The sequence below is a fragment of the Roseovarius sp. B08 genome, from assembly GCF_051417955.1.
Lineage (GTDB): Bacteria > Pseudomonadota > Alphaproteobacteria > Rhodobacterales > Rhodobacteraceae > Roseovarius.
Genome location: NZ_JBPRLW010000001.1, coordinates 2113520 through 2132485 on the forward strand (window position 1 = coordinate 2113520; position 18966 = coordinate 2132485).

The following is an 18966-nucleotide window of genomic DNA, read 5'->3' on the forward strand; positions in this document are numbered from 1 at the left end:
GGTCCGATCAGGAACGGAAGCGGTATCGAAGCCGCTTGTGCACCGAAGGCCGCGGCGCAAGCCAGGCCCAGCAGCGCAAGTGTGGTCAGAATGGATCCCATGCGCCCCTTCAACCACCCCGCGCGGGGAACGGCAAGGCGGCGCCGCGCCCGGCGCGCCTTGACCTACGCAAACTCCACGAATTTCGAGAACGGCATCTCGCGCAGCCGCGTCCCCGTGGCCGCGAAAATGGCCGCCGCAAGGGCAGGGGCGGCAGGCGGCACGGGGGGTTCCCCCACCCCCAGCACCTTGTCGCCATTCTCCAACCCGCGCACTTCAATCGTCGGGGCCTGGTACAGCCGAAGCCCTTGGAACGCGTCGAAATTGGTCTGCTCGGCGCGGCCGTCGGCATAAGTCAGTTCGCAGTTCATCGCATGACCCAAGCCGAATATGACACCGCCCGCCACCTGGTTCTCGAAGTTCAGCGGATCGACCACCGTGCCGACCTCTGCCGCGACCCAGGCCCGCGTCAGCTTCAGTCCGGCTTGGGTGGTCTCGACCTCGATCACCTCGGCGCACGGCACGCCAAAGGACTTGGTGAAGGCGACACCGCGCCCCACGCCATCGGCCGGGTTCGGCCCGGACCAGTCGCTCATCTCGGCCACGGCCTCCAGCACGCCCCGGGCCAGCGCGTCATCGCACAGCCGCAGACGTTCTTCCATCGGGTCGGCCCCGGCGGCGTGGATCAACTCGTCCAGCCCGGCATTGTAGAAAAACCCGTTCGTCGACGCGCCCACCGAGCGCCAGGATGAAATTGGCGCCAGCGGTGGCGCGCGGTAACCTGTCACCCGGTGGTGCGGCACGGCAAAAGGCTGCTCGAAGGCGCCGGCCACGATCTGGCTGTCGGGGCCGGGCACGCTCAGCCCCTGGCGCCCCATTTGCGAGACGATGACGGACGGCATGGCGATGCCAAGGTCATAGGCTTCGACCCGACCCTCGCGCACGGTGCCGCGCATCCGCGCCATGGCGATCTGGCGGGGAAATTCGTGGGTCATGTCCTCTTCGCGGGAATAGGTCAGCTTGACGGGCGTGCCTTTCATCTGCATGGCGATCTCGGCGGCGTGGCGCACCACCATGTCCTCCAGCCGGTGCCCGAAACTGCCGCCGATCATCTGTACGTGCAGGGTGATGTTGTCCTCCGGTACGCCGGTAATGCCCGACACGTTGGTCAGGACATTGCGCGGGATCTGCGTGCCGGTCCATATCTCGACGGCATCATTGTCGACGCGCACGGTGGCGTTGACCGGCTCCAGCGGGGCATGGGCCAGGTAGGGTGCGCGATACTCGGCCTCGATGACATCACCCGCGCCAAGGGCCGCGTCCACGTCGCCGTCGTCGCGCTTGCGGCTGTCCTGCGCGTCTTCGGTGAAACTGTCCGATAGCGCCTGCCAATGCGCCTCCATCGTCGGGAGCAACGCTCCCTCCGGCCAGCTTGCCACAATGGCCTTGGCCCCTTCCATCGCCCGCCAAGTGTTATCGGCCACGATGCCCAGGCCGCCGGTGATCTCGACCACCGACTGCACGCCGCGGATCTTGAACGCCTCGGCAGTGTCATAGCTGCCAAGCGCCCCGCCGAGCGCAGGGTTCAGAAGTACGGTCGCGTGGACCATTCCGGGCAGGTTCACGTCGATTCCGTAGTCCTGCGTGCCAGTGGACTTGGGAACCATGTCCAGTCGCGGCGTGGGCTTGCCGATCAGCCGCCATTCCGACGCGGGCCGCAGGGCGACGTCCGTCACCGGATCCAAATCAGCTGCCACAGTGGCCAGCTCGGTATAGGGCAGGGTGGTGCCGCCCGGCAGGATCACCGCCCCGTCGCGTGTGGTCAGCTCGCTTACGGCGATACCTGTCTGCGCGGCGGCGGCGGCTTTCAGTGTCTCGCGGGCCGATGCCCCCGCCGCGCGCAGCTTGTCGAACCCGTCGGGCGTGGTGGTCGAGCCGCCGGTGATCTGTAGCCCCAGGAACTTCGCCCCGGCAGACACGACCGAGCCCGCCACCTCTTCTGCGACGCCGCCACCGGGTGCGAGAAAGGCCGCCGCCTCATCCGCGAGCGCCCGGTTCCAATAGGCGACATCCGGCGGGCCGGGATCGACCGCGATCTGGTCGAGCGTCACGTCCAGTTCCTCGGCCAGCAGCATCGCCTGCACCTGGTAGGCGCCCTGGCCCTTGTCGGCGCGGGGCGTGATGAGGGTGATCCCGTCGGGACGGATCAGCACATAAGGGGTCAGCGCCGCCTCGCCTTCGTTCAGCCCGCTCAGAAGCGGATTGCGATAAGGCGTCTTGTAACGCCACACGCCGAAGGCCACACCGCCCGCTGCCGCAACCGCCCCGACAAGGAAACTGCGCCGCGCGATCTTTCCGGCCCGGCTCATGTCACGCCTCCTTCAACTTGGCGGCGGCGGCCTTTACCGCGGCGCGGATGCGTGGATATGTGCCGCACCGGCACAGGTTGCCCGACATGGCGTCGTCGATATTCTCGTCCGAAGGATCGGGCATTTCCGACAACAGCGCCGCGGCCTGCATGATTTGCCCCGACTGGCAATAGCCGCATTGCGCGACCTGCGTTTCGATCCATGCCTGCTGCACGGCATGGCGGGCCTCGGGGGTGCCCAGGCCGTGAATGGTGGTCACCGGCCCCCACACGTCGCCGGCGACAACCTGGCAGGACCGCGTCGCCTCGCCGTCGATATGCACCGTGCAGGCGCCGCATTGCGCGATCCCGCAGCCGTATTTGACCCCCGTCTTGCCCAGGATGTCGCGCAGTACCCACAGAAGGGGCATGTCGTCCTCGACCTCGATCTCGTGGGCCGTTCCGTCGATTGTCAGCTGCATGGTGCCTCCCGGCGCATTCCGTGTTTGCCGCAAGGATAAACTGCACGGTTCAATTGTCGAGAAGAACGCCACGTGATCGGCGCGCCGATATGCGCCTGCGCAAGGTCGCGCAGCCAAATCGTCAATCACGGTCTATTAGGGGAAGTGGCGGACCGAGGAGGATTCGAACCCCCGACCCCCTGATTCGTAGTCAGGTACTCTATCCAGCTGAGCTATCGGTCCGTGAGGTCGAGCATCTAGACCCATGCGCCGGCCAATGCAAGGGGTCACACGGGATTTTCCGAGGAAATTCCTTCAGCCCTTGCTCAGCTCACCGCGGGGCAGGGTAACGCAGAATACCGTTCCCGCCTCGCCCGTGCTTTCAAGTTCGAGCGTGCCACCATGGCCTCGGATCAGCTCTGCGGCAATCGACAGGCCGAGGCCCGTTCCGCCCTTCGTCGCTCCGCCCTGGAACGGCTGGAACAGATGGTCGCGGGCCTTGGCCGGCAACCCCGGCCCGGTATCGGACACCCGGATGAACCACGCATCGGCAGTCTCCTTCCCGGCAATGGCGATCTCGCCGGGTTTCCCACTATTGACGATGGCCTGCCGCGCGTTGCGTACCAGGTTGGCGATGACGCGGTAGAGCTGTTCGTGGTCGGCGCGTACGATCAGGCCGTTGGGAATGTCTTCGGCAAAACTCACATCGGCGTCGCCCACGGCCAGACGCTCGCTTTCGATCACGTCCGAGACCACGTCGATCAGCGCGAACCGGCCCAGGGTCGGCGGCTGTTCCTCTGCCTTGCCATAGGCCAGCGTGGATTCACACAAGTGCACAGCGCGGGCAATGGAGCTGACAAGCTTGGGCGCCATGCGCTTGACCGCCGGGTCCTCGCTCATCTCGATTCGGTCGGTGAACAGCTGAGCCGACGTCAGGATGTTGCGCAGGTCATGGCTGACCTTGGCCACAGCACCGCCGAGTTGGGCCAGCCGCTCGCGCTGGCGCAGGGACGAAGTCAGCTGGGTCTGAAGCGACAGCAGCGCCTCCTCGGCCTGGCGGATCTCGGTGGTGGTGGAGCGGGGCGTGATCACCCGGTTGGCATCCTCGGGCGCCTCGGCATAGCGGGTCATGTGGCGCGCCACGCTGGCGATGGGTCGGACCAGAAAGCCGCGCACCGCGAAATAAAGCAGGGCGGCGGTGACGACCGAGATCATCGCGGACAGGAACAGGATCCGCAGGCCGTAATCCAGCATCGCGGCGCGCAGATCGTCCGTCAGCAACGTGACCTCGATCAGCAGCCCGCCCATCTGCGACGGATCGCCAATCACCCGGATCATCTCGGGCTGGGGCGTGGCCAGCCGGTTCACGGCATCTCCGATCAGTTCGAGCGGCGTCACATCGCGCAGATCGTACGTGTCGACGATGGGCGAGGGCATGGGCGCGGACAACATCAACTGTCGCGCCTCGTCGCGGCGCAACACGACGTTGAAGACGCCCGCGTTCTGCAGCAACTCTTCCTGAAGCTCATTCGAGATTTGGTCATTCGCCAAGAGCGCGAGGGAGGCGATCTGGGCCCGCTGCAGCCGGTCCATCAGAAAGTCTTCGCGGAACCGGGCGATGGAGGGGAAAAAGATCAGGACCTCGGCCAGCATGACGAATACCACGGTCAGGATCAGAAACCGTCCCGAGAGTGATTTCAGAAACCCCATTTTTCCCGTTCCGTCGCCTTGTCGTTTACGGCAGCCAGCGCTGCACCAGCCGCACGATCCGCTTGACCCAGTCGCTTTCGAACAGCCGCGGCGTGAAATACGCTCCCGCCGCTCGCTTGTTGATTTCGCCCAGCGTGGGATAAGGCGCAACCATGGCGCTGATATGCTTCATTTTCAAGTTGTTGGCGAGGGCCAATGCCCACGTGTGGATAAGCTCGCCCGCCTGCGCACCGACGATGGTGGCGCCGACAGGGCGGCCGCGCACGACCATGACCTTGATGAACCCGGCCGTCTTGCGGGTAGCTATGGCGCGATCGTTGCCATCGTACTCGACACGGACAACTTCCAGCTTGGTCCCATGCGCCTTGCGGGCCTGTGCCTCGGTCAGGCCGACCTGCGCCAGTTCCGGGTCGGTATAGGTGGTCCAAGGCAGGTGGCTGGCGTGCGCCTTGGCCGGCAGGCCCAGTACGGCGGAGCGGATCACGATACCCGCGTGATAATTCGCGACATGGGTGAATTGCAGGCCCCCGGCCACGTCGCCGATGGCATAGACCCTGGAATTGCTGGTCTTCAGCGCCGCATCGACCTTGATGCCGGCCTTGGTGGACTTGATACCGGCCGCGTCGAGGTTCAGCCTCTCGATATTGGGTGTGCGGCCCACGGCCACCAGAAGGTGCGAGCCCTTGAGAACCTGTCCGTCGTCGATTTCGACCTCGATCGCACCGGCCTGGCCGCGGACCTTCGCCGCATGTGCGCCCTCTATGATCTCAAGCCCCTCGTCGCGCAGGTGATCCTTCACCAGGGCGGCGGCCTCGGGGTCGTCCTTGCCAAGCGCGTTGCCGCCTTGGATCAGCGTGACCTTGCTGCCCAGCCGCAGATGCGCCTGCGCCATTTCCATGCCGATGGGGCCGCCGCCGATGACCAGAAGGTGATCGGGCTTTTCACGCAGATCGAACAGGGTTTCGTTGGTCTCGTAAGGGACGTTCTCCAGCCCCGGGATCGGCGGCACGAAGGGAGAGGAGCCGGTGGCGATGACGGTGCGCCGGGCGCGGATCACCGTGTCGCCGGCCTTTACCTCGGTGGGCGAAATGAACTGGCCGTACTCCCGGATGACCTTGACGCCGAGCCCTTCGAAACGCTCCTGGCTGTCATGCGGTGCGATGGTGGCGATCGCATTTTTCACGTGGTCCTTGGCGGCGGCGTAATCCACCGCCGGCGCCACATTGGCCACACCGTATGGCGCGGCATGTGCCTGGCCGTGCGCGGCCTCGGCCGAGGCAATCAGCGCCTTGGACGGCACGCAGCCGAAGTTGAGACAGTCACCACCCATCTCGTTTGCTTCCAGCAGGACCACCTCGGCGCCCATCTGCGCCGCCCCCGAAGCGACGGTGAGCCCGCCAGAGCCGGCCCCGATGACGAGGATGTCAGTCTTGATATCGGCCATGTGTCAGATGCCTTTCCTGCCGCGCACGGTCTTGATGAGGATAGGTAGTGCGGCCAGCACGCAAAGCCCGAGAATGGGGCCGATCACCTGCGGCTCCCAGAGCAGGGACAGGTCCGGGCGTTCGCCGCGGTCGAACACCTCGCCCAGGCCGACGCCGATCCAGGTGAAGACGACGGCGCCGGGGATGATGCCAACCGCGGTCGTCCAGAGGAAATTGAAGAAGCGCACGCCCACGAGCGCGGGCAGCAGGTTGGCGACGAAAAACGGGACCACCGGCACGAGGCGCATCAGCAAAAGCACATTGATTTCATGCTCGTGCAATCCGTTCTTGAATTTCTTGAGCGTACCCTCCGAGGCGTCCATTCTCGCGGCCAGCGTCCGCCCCAGACCCCAGCGCGCGGCGAGGAAGATGGCCGAGGCGCCGATCACGGCGGCGGTCACGTTGAAAACCGTGCCAAGCGCCAGACCGAAAAGGAACCCACCCGTGACCGAGGCAACGGCCGCGCCGGGCAGCGAGAAGGCGACGATGGCCACGTAGACCGTCATGAAAAGGCCTGCGAGCAGGAGATAGTTTTCGTCCCGGAAGGCCAGCAATGCCTCGCGATTGTCGGCCAGCGTATCGAAGGTCAGGTAGTCGCCCAGAGTGAAATAACCCACCACTGCGGCCACCAGGATCACGGCCAGGGGCGCATGGCGGATATAGGCGGGGCGCTTGGTGTTCTCGGCTGTGTCCATGTCGGAATCGGGGTCCGGTGTGATTGCGTGTCCTTCCTAGATGCGCCATCCGCAGGCACCGCGCCAGACACTTCACGCCGGGGTGATGCGGGGTGATGGGTTCGGGGCCTTTACGTCCGATTTCGACGGGGTTTCTAACAAAGCCAACCGTCCGGGCGGGGTTTTTGTTGCAAAAGCCAATCGGATGTTTGACTTGGGGCGCGCGCGCCCCTATAGACCGGGCTTCAATACGAATTCCGGCTTTCGCGATTCCTGAGCGAGGCCAAGAACACCGGAGAGCCGAGCGATGAAACGCACGTATCAACCTTCGAACCTGGTCCGCAAGCGGCGCCACGGTTTCCGCGCGCGCATGGCCACCAAGGCCGGCCGCAAGATCCTGAACGCGCGTCGTGCGCGTGGCCGCAAGTCGCTGAGCGCGTAAGCGCCAGCCAGGACAAGACGGACATGACACCGCCGGAGGCCCTCGTGGATGACACGGGGAACACGCCCCCGGCGGTTTCCGTTTGTCTGGAGGTCCTCAGGAAACGCCCGGATTTCCTGGCCGCCGCCAAGGGGCGCAGGCAGGCAATGAAGGGTCTCGTGCTGCAAATGCGGGACCGGTGGGATGATAGCGACACAATCCGCGTCGGGTATACCTGTTCCAAGAAGGTGGGCAATGCCGTCACGCGCAACCGGGCCAAGCGGCGGCTGCGCGAAGTGGCCCGCAAGGTGCTGACGGACAATGGAAAACCCGGCCATGACTATGTGCTGATCGGGCGCGCTGGGGCCACGGTGGAGCGCGATTTCCAAGGGCTGTGCGAGGATCTGCGGCGGGCGCTGGTCTCGGTCCATAAATGAGCCTGCTCGCTCATATCCTGGCCTTGCCGGTGAAGGGTTACCGGCTGATCTTCAGCCCCTGGGTGGGGTTCAACTGTCGTTATCAGCCGACGTGCAGCCAATATGCCTTGGACGCCTTGCGCATGCATGGCGGTCTCAAGGGCGGGTGGCTGGCCGCGCGTCGGATTGCGCGGTGCAACCCCTGGGGCGGCTGTGGCTATGACCCGGTGCCGGGCAGTGAGGGCGCGCGCGATGAAGCGTCCTGAGACACTGGCGCAGATGAACGCGGCGCTGGCGCGGTTCGCCACGGAGCACGGCGTCGAGAAAGGGCTGGCCTATCGCGCCGATTCCACCGACATCTTCATTACTCCCTACAGCAAGTGCGGCACGACCTGGGTCAGCCAGATCGCCCACAGCCTGCGGTCGGACGGCGACATGGCGTTCGACGAGATTACCGACGTCGTGCCGTGGCTGGAACTCGCGCACGATATGGGCCGCGACGTTAACGCCCCGCAACCCTACCGTCCGCGGCTCTTCAAGAGTCACCTGCCGTGGGGGGTGATTCCCGAGGGCGGGCGCTACATCGTGGTGCTGCGCGACCCGGTGGATGCGATGGTCTCGCTCTATCGGTTCTTCGACGGCTGGATGTTCGAGCGCGGCGCGATCTCTCTGGAGGATTTCGCGGGCTATTACCTGCACCGTATGGGGCGCGAGGATTACTGGAGCCATGCGTCGTCTTGGTGGGGCGTGCGCGACCGCGACGACGTGCTGCTGCTGGCCTATGAGCACATGAAGCGAGACTTGGTGAAGAGTGTCGCGCAAGTGGCGGATTTCATGGGAATATCCGATGAACGCAGGCGCGCCGTGGCGCAGGCGCAGGCGACGATGGATTTCATGAAGGCGCATGGCCGGCAGTTCGACGATCACCTTGTGCGACAGGCCCGCGATGCGGCCTGTGGCCTGCCACCGGGCGGCGAAGCGAGCAAGGTGGACAGCGGGCAGGCCGGGGCCGGGCGGGCGCAGGTCAGCGATGCGATACGCGAGGCCTATGCCGGGAAATGGCGCGAGACGATGGGCGCGGCGCATGGTCTTGAGAGCTACGACGACCTGCTGACGGCGGTGAAGGGTTAACGGGGCATTGAAGCACCGGGCGCGGAAACGAGGGCGGTTAACCAACCCGATCCGGCGAAAATCGGCATGTCGGTATCACGTCGGTATTCGTGCGGTATTGCGACGGTGCCCGGTTTCACGGTTCGGCGGATGACCAGGTCGTTCGGCGTTAACGCGTTTTAACCGCGGAGGTGGTAGGGTGGGTTTGAAACCCACCCTACGGGGCGCGGGCCGTAAGCGCATCGCGGCGACGGGGGCCCCCGCCGCCGCGACCCGGTGAGTGGTGTCCCGTGTCAGCCCTTGGCGATGGGCGTGTCCTCGCGCGTGGGCACGTCAGGCTCCAGCCCCCAGCGCAGGCCGTCCAGACCGGCGGCCATCTCGTCGTCGGTGTTGCGCAGGCCGATGGTCACCTTGAGGATCAGCGCGGTCACGAGGCCGGTCACCAAACCTGCGGCAAGGCAGACCACGATACCAATGAGCTGCATCACCAGGCCGATCTGGCCGTGCTGGAAGGCGTACTCACCTTCCTCGAACCCGAAGTAGCCGCCGCGCGGCGTGCCGGCCTCGAGGATACCGACCATTATCAGGCCATAGCTGCCGGCGCCGAGAAAGAGCGGCAGCAGCTTGTGCTCGTCGAATTCGCGCTTCAGCGTGAATTCATAGACGATGTAGGAGATGACCGGCGCGCCCAGCGCCACCAGGAACATCTGGCCCGGCTGGTAGACGTCGAACCCGCTGGCCCCGGCCACGTAGCCCGCCAGCGGACCGAGCAGCAGGTAGGCGTATTTGCGTGTGGCATAGGCGAGGATCCCGCCGGTCACTGCGCCGCCAGCCCAGGACATGGCGTAGTTGTTCACGGCAAGGCCCACGCTGGTCTCGGCCATGGTGACGCTGACCGCCAGCGCCTCGGGGTCGAAAAAGAAGAGGCAGGAGACGATGACCATGGGCAGGCCCGCGAAGATGGTCAGCAGGCCGACCGCCGCCAGCCCGATGCTGGGCGCATGGTAGCCCGAGACCATGGGGTGCGGCGCGAACATGCCGGGGCGCTTGCCCAGCATTGGCACCAGCGCCAGCGCCATGCCGGTGGGGAAGAGATAGACGAAGCCCACCCCGAAGAAGTCGTGGAACCCCGCGTTGGTGAGCGGGCCAACCGAGCCCCAGGTGTAGAAGCTGAGGATGGACGAGGCCACAGCGGCCACGACGCAGAGCACGTAATAGGCCGAGGCCCGGATCCGTTCGGACACCGCGAAGTGGAAGAGGATGTTCACGATCCCGGCAAAGACCGCGAGGAAGAACACGAAGATCTGGAAGGTGTTCAGACCCGGGAACGTGGCCGGATCGGTGGTGGAGGCGTTGGCGTTCAGCATGCCGCCGAAGAGCCACCAGTCGCGCAAGCTGTCGCCCATGGTGGCGCCTTCCATGATGTAATACTGTGCCGCCCAGAAGCCGAAGCCGATGGCGAAATAGGTGGCGAAGCCGATGAAGAAGCCCATGACCTTTTCGATGGTCGAGTTGAACAGGCTTTTGCGCCGGGTGGTGCCGGCATCGATCATCAGCAAGCCGACGACGACGGTGATCGCGCCGACGGTGCCGGAAAGGTAGACGAGGTTCTGGACCAGGGAATTGAGCGTGACCTGGTCGGCCTGAATGGCTGCGAGATCCATTTTGGGTGTGTCCTCCACTGTTGTTTGCGTTTCTGCGGCGGGGATGGCTGAATGAAGAGTGACCCAAAAATGAACCAAACATCATTTCGGCCTGCGCCTGTCTTTTTATTTTGATTAAGGATTGCGCAGAATCGGGCGCAAGTGAAGGAAATTCTGGCGAGACAGATCGAAATGAAGGAGATGTGCGCCGAAATGAGCGCCAGAGGTGTACCAATAATGTACCTGCGCCGATCGTCTCAGGCGCGGGCGTGGAAGACGAAGCCCAGAAGGTTCAGAAGCACCTGCGCCGCAAGGATCGAGGTGGAGCCGGTGGGGTCGTAATCCGGGGCGACCTCGACAAGGTCGATGCCCACGACCTCGTGTCTTCGCGCGACCTGCTGCAGGATCTCAAGCACGTCGTAATACAGAAACCCGCCGTGGCTGGGCGTGCCGGTGCCGGGCGCAATCGAGGGGCAGAATGCGTCGATGTCGATGGTAACGTAGATGCGGGCCCCGTCGGGAATGCGATCGGCCGTCGCCTGCGGCCCCAGCTTCCGGACCTGCCGGACCGACAGGATGTCCGAGCCGCGCGCGCGGGCGTCGTCATAGCCTTCCTTGGCCGTCGAGCTGACGTTGCGGATGCCAAGCTGGGTGAGCCCGGTGACGTAGGGTTTCTCGGCGGCGCGGCGCATCGGGTTGCCGTGGCCGTAGCGCACGCCGTGGCGTTCGTCGACGAAATCCAGATGGGCGTCGATCTGCAGGATGTGAATGTCGCCCTGGCCGTCATAGGCGTTGACGCAGGGGATGTTGATGGAATGATCGCCGCCGATGGTGACGGGCAGGGCGCCCGCGGCGAGGATGGCGCGGACGCCCGTTTCGATGTTGGCGTGGGATTTCAGGGTGTCGGTATGGACGATGTCGGCATCTCCGATATCGACGATACTGACCGAACCGGGCAGGTAGGTGGCGTCGTCCTCGTGATCGTAGGCGCCGGCGTGACCGAAGGAGAAGAGCGTCGAAGCCTCGCGCACGCCGCGGGGGCCGAAGCGCGCGCCGGAGCGCCACTGGGTGCCGGCATCGAAGGGCGCGCCGAGAATTGCGACGTCGGCGTCGATCCGGCTCCAGTCGGCGACATAGGGGCGTTTGCCGAATGTGGAGATGCCGACGAAGGGCAGGTCGAGCCGGCCGCTCTCGTATCCGTGTTTGCTCATGGGCGTGTCCTTTGGTTGCGCAAACGCTAGCGTGGGGCGGGACGCGATGGCAAGAGGAGCGACGGGGGATGGCGGATGGTGGGTTGTCACCCACCCTACGGGCATGGCGGGCGACATCACGGGACGGGCCCCGCGCCCCGGTCACCTGCGCGCACCCCGTCAATCGGCCCTTTCCATTCCTGCCCACCCGTGCAATAGGGAACCGCCAAACGAGCCGTGAAGGAGATGCGCCATGGAGATTCGTGAGGCCCTCACTTTCGATGATGTCCTGCTGGTTCCCGCCAAGTCGAGCGTGTTGCCCAACACCGCCGACACAAGGACCCGCGTGACCCGGTCGATCGACCTCAACATCCCGCTTCTGAGTTCCGCGATGGACACCGTGACCGAAGGGCGCATGGCGATCTGCATGGCCCAGTCGGGCGGCATCGGCGTCATCCACCGCAACCTGACGGTCGAGCAGCAGGCCAAGGAAGTGCGGCGGGTGAAGCGGTTCGAAAGCGGCATCGTCTACAACCCGGTGACCCTGCGCCCCGACCAGACGCTGGGCGACGCCAAGGACCTGATCGAGCGCTACAACTTCACCGGCTTCCCGGTGGTGGACGAGAAGGGCCGGGTGATGGGCATCGTCACAAACCGCGACATGCGTTTCGCCACCAGCGACGACACGCCGGTGCACGTCATGATGACAAGCGACAACCTGGCGATCCTGACCGAGCCCGCGGACCGAGAGGAAGCCAAGAGCCTGATGAAGGCGCGACGCATCGAGAAGCTGCTGGTCACCAATGCCGAGGGCAAGCTGACCGGCCTGCTGACGCTGAAGGACACCGAGCAGGCGGTGCTGAACCCGACGGCCTGCAAGGACGGGCTGGGCCGGCTGCGGGTGGCCGCGGCCTCGACCGTGGGCGACGCAGGCTTCGAGCGGACGCAGGCGCTGGTGGATGCGGGCGTGGACATGGTGGTGATCGACACCGCCCACGGCCATTCCGAGGGCGTGGCGAAGGCCGTGGAACGGGCCAAGACGCTGTCGAACGAGGTGCAGATCGTGGCGGGCAACGTCGCCACAGCCGAGGCGACGCGGGCGTTGATCGGCGCGGGCGCCGATGCCGTGAAAGTGGGCATCGGGCCGGGCAGTATCTGCACCACGCGGATGGTGGCGGGCGTCGGCATGCCGCAATTGACCGCGATCATGGATTGCGCCGCAGCGGCGGGCGACACGCCGGTCATCGCCGATGGGGGCATCAAGTTCTCGGGCGATTTCGCCAAGGCGATTGCGGCGGGCGCCTCCTGCGCCATGGTGGGCAGCATGCTGGCGGGCACCGACGAGTCTCCCGGCGAGGTGATCCTCTATCAGGGCCGCAGCTTCAAGGCGTATCGCGGCATGGGCAGCCTTGCGGCCATGGCGCGCGGCTCGGCCGACCGGTACTTCCAGAAGGACGCGGCCAGCGACAAGCTGGTGCCCGAAGGGGTCGAGGGGCAGGTGCCCTACAAGGGCGGCGCGGGCACGGTGCTGCACCAGCTTGTCGGCGGCCTGCGGGCGGCGATGGGCTATACCGGCTGCGCCACGGTGGAAGAGATGCGCACCAATTGCGAGTTCGTGAAGATCACCGGCGCGGGCCTGAAGGAAAGCCATGTGCATGACGTGCAGATCACCCGTGAGAGTCCGAACTACCGCGTTGGATAAGCCACGCATATTCAAGGTTCTGCACGGCGTTCTTGAGGTAAGGCCATGACCCCGGCGGCACGGGTGCAGGCCGCGATCGAGGTGCTGGACGCGATGGCCGGCGCACAGGCGGCGGAGCAGGCGCTGACCCGCTGGGCGCGGGGCGCACGCTATGCCGGGTCCAAGGACCGGGCGGCGGTGCGCGACCATGTGTTTTCCGTGCTGCGCCGCAGGCGATCCTGCGCCGCGCTTGGCGGCGGCGAGACCGGCCGGGCGCTGATGCTGGGGCACGTGCGGGACGAGGGCGGCGACCCCGAGACGACCTTTACCGGGGAGGGCCATGCGCCCACGCCCCTGACGGCGGAGGAGCGCTCGGCCGGCGGGCCCCCGGCGCCGGATGAGGCGCGGGACCTTCCGGACTGGCTTTGGTCGCGGTTCGAGGCGGATCTCGGGGCTGAGGCCACCGCCGCGGCCGCGGCGCTGCGCCATCGGGCGCCTGTCTTCCTGCGCCACAACCCGCGCCTCAAGACCATCCCGGATGTGCTTGAAATGTTGTCGAAAGACGGGATCTCGGCTGAGCCTATGCCAGAGATTGACGGAGCGCTTCATGTCACGGAGAGTTCCCGACGCGTCGCTCAAGCAGAGGCATTCCGCGAGGGCCATGTGGAATTGCAGGATGCCAGCAGCCAGGCGGCCATGGCGGCCGTACCGGTGCCCCCAGGCGCGCGGGTGCTGGATTTCTGCGCCGGCGGCGGCGGCAAGGTTCTGGCGCTGGCCGCGCGGCACGAGGGCACGTGGTTCGCCCATGACGCCGCGCCCGAGCGGATGCGCGACCTGCCTGCCCGGGCCGCGCGGGCGGGCGTGACGGTGACGTCCCTTGCGCCGGACGCCGTGGCCGGGGCGGCGCCCTTTGACATCGTGCTGTGCGACGTGCCTTGTTCGGGGAGCGGCACCTGGCGGCGCACGCCGGAGGCCAAATGGGCCCTGACGCCGGATCGGCTGGAGGCGCTTTGCGCCACGCAGCGCGACATTCTGGAACACGCGCAAGGGCTCGTGCGGCCCGGCGGCCTCCTGGTCTATACCACCTGTTCGGTCCTGGCCGAGGAAAACGAGGCGCAGGTGGCCGCGTTCGAGGCGGCGCATCCGGGGTGGAGGCGGGAAGACACGCGGCGCTGGCCGATCTCGGACAGGGGCGACGGCTTCTATCTCGCCACGCTGCGCAAGCCCTGATACACGACGCCGGTGCGGGCACAACAACCTAGACGTGTTCGCCCCTTCAGCGTTAATCTAACTTTAAGCCCTGCCGCCTAAGACAGCGGCCAGTATCTTGTTTTTGGGGAGTTGCCGGTTGGCATTCACTACCGGAACCGTATCGCCGCTGCGTGACGCCGCGGCCCGGATCAGGCCGCGTTCCAGGGCGGTACTGGGGGCCGCCATCCTGTTCGGCGTGGCGGCCGTGTTCGTGCCCGACCCGACGCTTCGGCTCGCGGGCGTCTTCACCTCGGCGATCCTGCTGATGTCGGCGCTGTGGATCGGCATCGTGAACGCGGCGGAAGCGCGGTTTCGCAAATCCGTGGTCGACGCGGCGGCGGATTTCCTGGCCGAGGATGCGACACCCACCCTCCTGACCGGCCGCGACGGGGATATCCAGTACGCCAACCGCGCCGCGATGACGGCCTTTTCCGCCGATGAGGCGACGACGCTCGCCGGGGCGCTGAATCACGCGATCGCGAATCCCGGCCCGATTCTCTATCGTCTGGAAAGCCGGGCCCAGTTGCGCGGCTCGGCGCAGGAGGACGTGGTGACAAGGGCCGGGCACCTGCGCATCGGCGTGCACCGCGCCGGCGCCGACCGCTATGTCTGGCGTATCGAGAAATACGCCGACCGCCCCGCGCGCGAGGCCGACCCGGTACCGCTGCCGATGCTGACGGCGGGGCGGGGTGGGGCGGTCCTGTTCATGAACACCGCCGCGCGGCAACTGGTGGGCGAGCGCGTGCGCACCCTCGACCGCATCTTTCCGAAGATGCCGCTGCGGTCGGGTCAGATCAACGACATTACCACGGCCGAGGGGCTGACCCCTGTCTCGTCGTCGAACTCGAGGGCGCGGCCGGACGGCGCGAGATCTTTCTGCTGCCCGGCGTCGCGCCCACCGAACGTCAGCCCGACGGCTGGGCATTCTTCGACGAATTGCCGGTTCCGCTGCTGAAACTGGCGCGCTCGGGCGAGGTGCAGATCTCCAACCGCCCGGCGCGGGACCTGCTGGGGGTCGAGGGTTGTTGCGGCAAGACGCTGTCGGACCTGATGGAGGGGCTCGGCCGGTCGATCCCCGACTGGCTGGAGGACGCGGCCCAGGGGCGTGGCGGGGTGCATTCGGAGTTTCTGCGGGTCAGGAGCGACGACCGCGAGACTTTCGTCCAGGTCACGCTCAACCGCGCGACGGAGGCGGGCGAGACGGTGCTGATCGCCGTGCTGAGCGACGCGACCAAGCTGAAATCACTGGAAGAACAGTTCGCGCAGAGCCAGAAGATGCAGGCGATCGGCCAGCTGGCCGGCGGTGTGGCCCATGATTTCAACAACCTGCTGACCGCGATCGCGGGGCATTGCGACCTGCTGCTGCTGCGCCACGACCAGGGCGACCCCGATTACGGCGACCTCATCCAGATCAACCAGAACACCAACCGCGCCGCGGCGCTGGTCAGCCAGCTTCTGGCCTATTCGCGCAAGCAGACCCTGCGCCCCGAGGTGATGGACCTGCGCGACATGCTGTCGGATCTGACACATCTGCTGAACCGGCTGGTGGGCGAGCGGGTGATCCTGTCGCTCAGCCACGACCCGACCCTGTGGTCGATCCGCGCCGACAAGCGGCAGTTGGAACAGGTGCTGATGAACCTGGTGGTCAACGCCCGCGACGCGATGCCCGAAGGCGGCGATATCCGCATCGCCACCGAGAACGTCACCTTCCGCGAGCCCCTGCGCCGCGACCGGGCCGTGGTGGCGCCGGGCCGTTATGTGCGCGTGACCGTCAGTGACGAGGGGGTGGGTATCGCCCCGGACAAGATCCAGAAGGTTTTCGAGCCGTTCTTCACAACCAAGCGGACGGGTGAGGGCACGGGCCTCGGCCTGTCGACGGCCTACGGGATCGTCAAGCAGACCGGCGGCTTCATCTTTGCCGACAGCGCGCCGGAAGAGGGCACGACCTTCCAGGTATTGCTGCCCGCGCATGAGAGCCTTGAGACGCAGGCAACCGAGGCGGCCGCGCCGGCGCACCTTCCCGCCAAGACGGATGGCGTGGTATTGCTGGTCGAGGACGAGGCACCGGTCCGGGCCTTTGCCAGCCGGGCGCTGGAATTGCGCGGCCTGACGGTGCTGGAAGCCGATTCGGCCGAAGCCGCGCTGGAACTGCTGGAGGACCCGACGCTGGAGGTGGATGTCTTCGTGTCCGACGTGGTGATGCCGGGGATCGACGGGCCGACCTGGGTGTTGCAGGCACTGGCCGACCGTCCGGAAACCCGCGTCGTGTTCATGTCGGGCTACGCCGAGGAGGCCTTTGGCGAGGTTCAGTCGCGCATCCCCGACTCGGATTTCCTGCCCAAGCCGTTCTCCTTGACGGAACTGACGGAGATGGTGCAGCACAAGCTGAACCAGGGCTGAGGGGGCCCGGCGCCGCCTGTCCTTACGTACCGCGATTTTCCGTCACCGGACCGATCTCGGGATATGGCGCGACCTCATCCGATGTTCGCGCTCGAAAATGCACATTTTCGAGAGCATTTCCGGCGCCGGAAATGCGCCCCTGGGCCCGCGTTGCGACTCAATGATGCGGCGGCAGGACCCCGTTGGCCAGAGGCGTGAAGGCGCCGTCCCGAGCGATCCCGTCGTAAAGCCGGTACTCGACGGCGAACTTGCGGCGATAGCGTTGCTCGACATCCGGATCGAGCGACAGCGCCATGGCGGGCGAGCTGTTCATCCGCCGGGTCTCGATCTCGATCTCGAGACGGTTGGCCAAAAATCGGCGCAGGCCGTCCTGGTCCTCGTAGCGGAAGAGATGGGTGACGGCGGTGCCGTTGTTCTGCGGCTCGAGAAATTTCGTCTGCGAGCCCACCTGCGCAAAGGCGGCGCGCTTGCCCTTCATGTACTCGGTCACGAATTCGTCGAAGCTGATCCCGTGGGTGGAGTTGCGGGCCTGTTCCTGCCCTGGCCGCTGACGATAGCGATACCACGAGCCCAGCCAGTCGATCGGCTCGCGCATGACCGCCAGAATGTCGAATCCTTCGCCCATGAATTTCTCGATCGCGGGTCGGAAGAACCGGTTGTAGCGAAAGACAGGCGCGTGTTTCAGCTCGGGCGGCTGGCGCACGACCAAGGCCGCGCGGGGCGCAAGCGCGGCCTCGTAGGCCGTGGTGCCGGTTTTGGGCACCGACAGGAATACGAGCTTTTCGTTTGAAAACACCAACATGCAAGATTTCGCCCGTTTGCCTGCCCCCCGGTAACCCCTCTTTAACCCATCGGTGCAACCATCGGAAAGGAACAAATTGATTGAAATGTTCTCCTTTTGTCTCCATAACGCGGGGAACAAGAGGTGAACGAAAGCAGCGGACAGGCATTGGGAAGTCAGCGATAGACGCCCTGTCTGGCGTGTGAAATAAGGGAAACCACAGGTATGGCAACGGCAGATCTTTTGAACATGGACAGCAAGAAGAACGCAGACCGCCAGAAGGCGCTGGACAGCGCGCTGGCGCAGATCGAACGGCAATTCGGCAAGGGCTCGATCATGAAACTGGGCGCCGACAACCCGGCGCAGGACATCGAATCGACCTCGACCGGCTCGCTGGGTCTGGATATCGCACTTGGCATCGGCGGGCTGCCCAAGGGCCGGATCGTTGAAATCTACGGGCCCGAAAGCTCGGGCAAGACGACGCTGACGCTGCATTGCGTGGCCGAGGAACAGAAAAAGGGCGGCGTCTGCGCCTTTGTCGACGCCGAGCATGCGCTGGATCCGATCTATGCCAAAAAGCTGGGCGTGGACCTCGACGAACTGTTGATTTCGCAGCCCGACACCGGCGAACAGAGCCTAGAGATCGTGGACACGCTGGTGCGCTCGGGCGCGGTGAGCATGGTGGTGGTCGACTCGGTCGCGGCCCTGACGCCGAAATCGGAGCTTGAGGGCGACATGGGCGACAGCAGCGTGGGCGTGCATGCCCGCCTGATGAGCCAGGCCATGCGCAAGCTGACCGGTTCGATCAGCCGCAGCAAGTGCACGGTGATCTTCATCAACCAGATCCGCATGAAGATCGGCGTCATGTTCGGCAGCCCCGAGACGACGACGGGCGGCAACGCGCTGAAGTTCTACAGCTCGGTGCGGCTGGACATTCGCCGGATCGGGTCGATCAAGGACCGCGACGAGGTTGTGGGCAATCAGACCCGCGTGAAAGTGGTCAAGAACAAGGTCGCGCCACCCTTCAAGCAGGTCGAGTTCGACATCATGTACGGTGAGGGCGTGTCCAAGACCGGTGAGTTGCTGGACCTTGGCGTTGCCGCCGGCGTGGTCGAGAAGTCCGGCAGTTGGTTCAGCTACGGCGACGAGCGCATCGGCCAGGGCCGTGAGAACGCCAAGAATTTCCTGAAGGAAAACAAGAAGATCGCCTACGAGATCGAAGACAAGATCCGCGGCGCGCACGGGCTTGATTTCAACATTCCCGGCGACGTGGACAATGCGGCCGAGGACGTGCTGGACGACTGACGAAACGGAGATGGCCCACTCCGGAAAGGGCCCGCACCGCCCACGGGTGGTGG

Annotated in this window: 15 protein-coding genes, 1 tRNA gene and 1 pseudogene; 8 read left to right on the forward strand and 9 right to left on the reverse strand. The window is 65.6% G+C overall.

All coding sequences use genetic code 11. The features are described 5' to 3' along the window. Positions 1-164: 164 nt before the first annotated feature. The 6 genes from ACSQ76_RS10675 to ACSQ76_RS10700 form a co-directional block, all read right to left on the reverse strand. Positions 165-2408, reverse strand: a complete 2244-nt coding sequence (locus ACSQ76_RS10675) for a molybdopterin cofactor-binding domain-containing protein (RefSeq protein ID WP_437156565.1) — start codon at positions 2406-2408, stop codon at positions 165-167. A 1-nt stretch (position 2409) separates the two neighbouring features. Next, the gene (locus tag ACSQ76_RS10680) at positions 2410-2868 is read right to left on the reverse strand and encodes a (2Fe-2S)-binding protein (RefSeq protein ID WP_437156566.1); all 459 of its coding nucleotides are present in this window, start codon (positions 2866-2868) and stop codon (positions 2410-2412) included. A gap of 145 nt (positions 2869-3013) precedes the next feature. Continuing rightward, a tRNA-Arg gene (locus tag ACSQ76_RS10685) sits at positions 3014-3090 on the reverse strand. A 72-nt stretch (positions 3091-3162) separates the two neighbouring features. Next, on the reverse strand, positions 3163-4557 hold the full coding sequence (locus ACSQ76_RS10690) for a sensor histidine kinase (protein WP_437156567.1): 1395 nt from the start codon (positions 4555-4557) through the stop codon (positions 3163-3165). Between the two features lie 25 nt (positions 4558-4582). Further along, positions 4583-6001 (reverse strand): dihydrolipoyl dehydrogenase family protein, encoded by a 1419-nt coding sequence (locus ACSQ76_RS10695; RefSeq protein ID WP_437156568.1) that lies wholly within the window; start codon positions 5999-6001, stop codon positions 4583-4585. Positions 6002-6004: 3 nt separating this feature from the next. Then, a complete protein-coding gene (locus ACSQ76_RS10700) occupies positions 6005-6736 on the reverse strand; it encodes a TVP38/TMEM64 family protein (RefSeq protein WP_306128406.1) in 732 nt (243 codons plus the stop codon). Between the two features lie 286 nt (positions 6737-7022). Here ACSQ76_RS10700 and rpmH point away from each other — a divergent pair, with 286 nt between their 5' ends. The 4 genes from rpmH to ACSQ76_RS10720 are packed head-to-tail and all read left to right on the forward strand — an operon-like array spanning position 7023 to position 8683. Then, complete coding sequence (gene rpmH / locus ACSQ76_RS10705; RefSeq protein WP_005980833.1) at positions 7023-7157, forward strand: 50S ribosomal protein L34; 135 nt, start codon at positions 7023-7025, stop codon at positions 7155-7157. A gap of 23 nt (positions 7158-7180) precedes the next feature. Further along, positions 7181-7573 (forward strand): ribonuclease P protein component, encoded by a 393-nt coding sequence (gene rnpA, locus ACSQ76_RS10710; protein ID WP_437156569.1) that lies wholly within the window; start codon positions 7181-7183, stop codon positions 7571-7573. Further along, positions 7570-7818, forward strand: coding sequence for a membrane protein insertion efficiency factor YidD (gene yidD, locus ACSQ76_RS10715; RefSeq protein WP_306128408.1), 249 nt, complete (start codon positions 7570-7572; stop codon positions 7816-7818). The genes rnpA and yidD overlap by 4 nt, the downstream gene beginning before the upstream one ends. Then, entirely contained in the window at positions 7805-8683 is an 879-nt protein-coding gene (locus ACSQ76_RS10720; protein WP_437156570.1) for a sulfotransferase domain-containing protein, read from the forward strand. Before yidD ends, ACSQ76_RS10720 begins: the two co-directional genes overlap by 14 nt. Positions 8684-8955: 272 nt before the next feature. On the opposite strand, the gene ACSQ76_RS10725 is transcribed toward ACSQ76_RS10720, so the two are convergent. Continuing rightward, on the reverse strand, positions 8956-10326 hold the full coding sequence (locus tag ACSQ76_RS10725) for an ammonium transporter (RefSeq protein WP_437156571.1): 1371 nt from the start codon (positions 10324-10326) through the stop codon (positions 8956-8958). 236 nt (positions 10327-10562) lie between these two features. Next, the gene (gene speB, locus ACSQ76_RS10730) at positions 10563-11516 is read right to left on the reverse strand and encodes an agmatinase (RefSeq protein ID WP_437156572.1); all 954 of its coding nucleotides are present in this window, start codon (positions 11514-11516) and stop codon (positions 10563-10565) included. A 232-nt stretch (positions 11517-11748) separates the two neighbouring features. Here speB and guaB point away from each other — a divergent pair, with 232 nt between their 5' ends. The 3 genes and pseudogenes from guaB to ACSQ76_RS10745 all read left to right on the forward strand — a co-directional run bounded on the left by guaB (position 11749) and on the right by ACSQ76_RS10745 (position 16827). Then, positions 11749-13197: an IMP dehydrogenase gene (guaB, locus tag ACSQ76_RS10735; protein ID WP_306128412.1), complete on the forward strand. Its 1449-nt coding sequence runs from the start codon at positions 11749-11751 to the stop codon at positions 13195-13197. Positions 13198-13242: 45 nt separating this feature from the next. After that, on the forward strand, positions 13243-14406 hold the full coding sequence (locus ACSQ76_RS10740) for an RsmB/NOP family class I SAM-dependent RNA methyltransferase (RefSeq protein WP_437156573.1): 1164 nt from the start codon (positions 13243-13245) through the stop codon (positions 14404-14406). Positions 14407-14524: 118 nt separating this feature from the next. Then, positions 14525-16827: pseudogene (locus ACSQ76_RS10745) on the forward strand (ATP-binding protein). Positions 16828-16984: 157 nt separating this feature from the next. Here ACSQ76_RS10745 and ACSQ76_RS10750 read toward each other — a convergent pair. Next, entirely contained in the window at positions 16985-17629 is a 645-nt protein-coding gene (locus tag ACSQ76_RS10750; RefSeq protein ID WP_437156574.1) for a gamma-glutamyl kinase, read from the reverse strand. 204 nt (positions 17630-17833) lie between these two features. Here ACSQ76_RS10750 and recA point away from each other — a divergent pair, with 204 nt between their 5' ends. Then, a complete protein-coding gene (recA, locus tag ACSQ76_RS10755; RefSeq protein ID WP_306128416.1) occupies positions 17834-18913 on the forward strand; it encodes a recombinase RecA in 1080 nt (359 codons plus the stop codon). Positions 18914-18966: the final 53 nt, after the last annotated feature.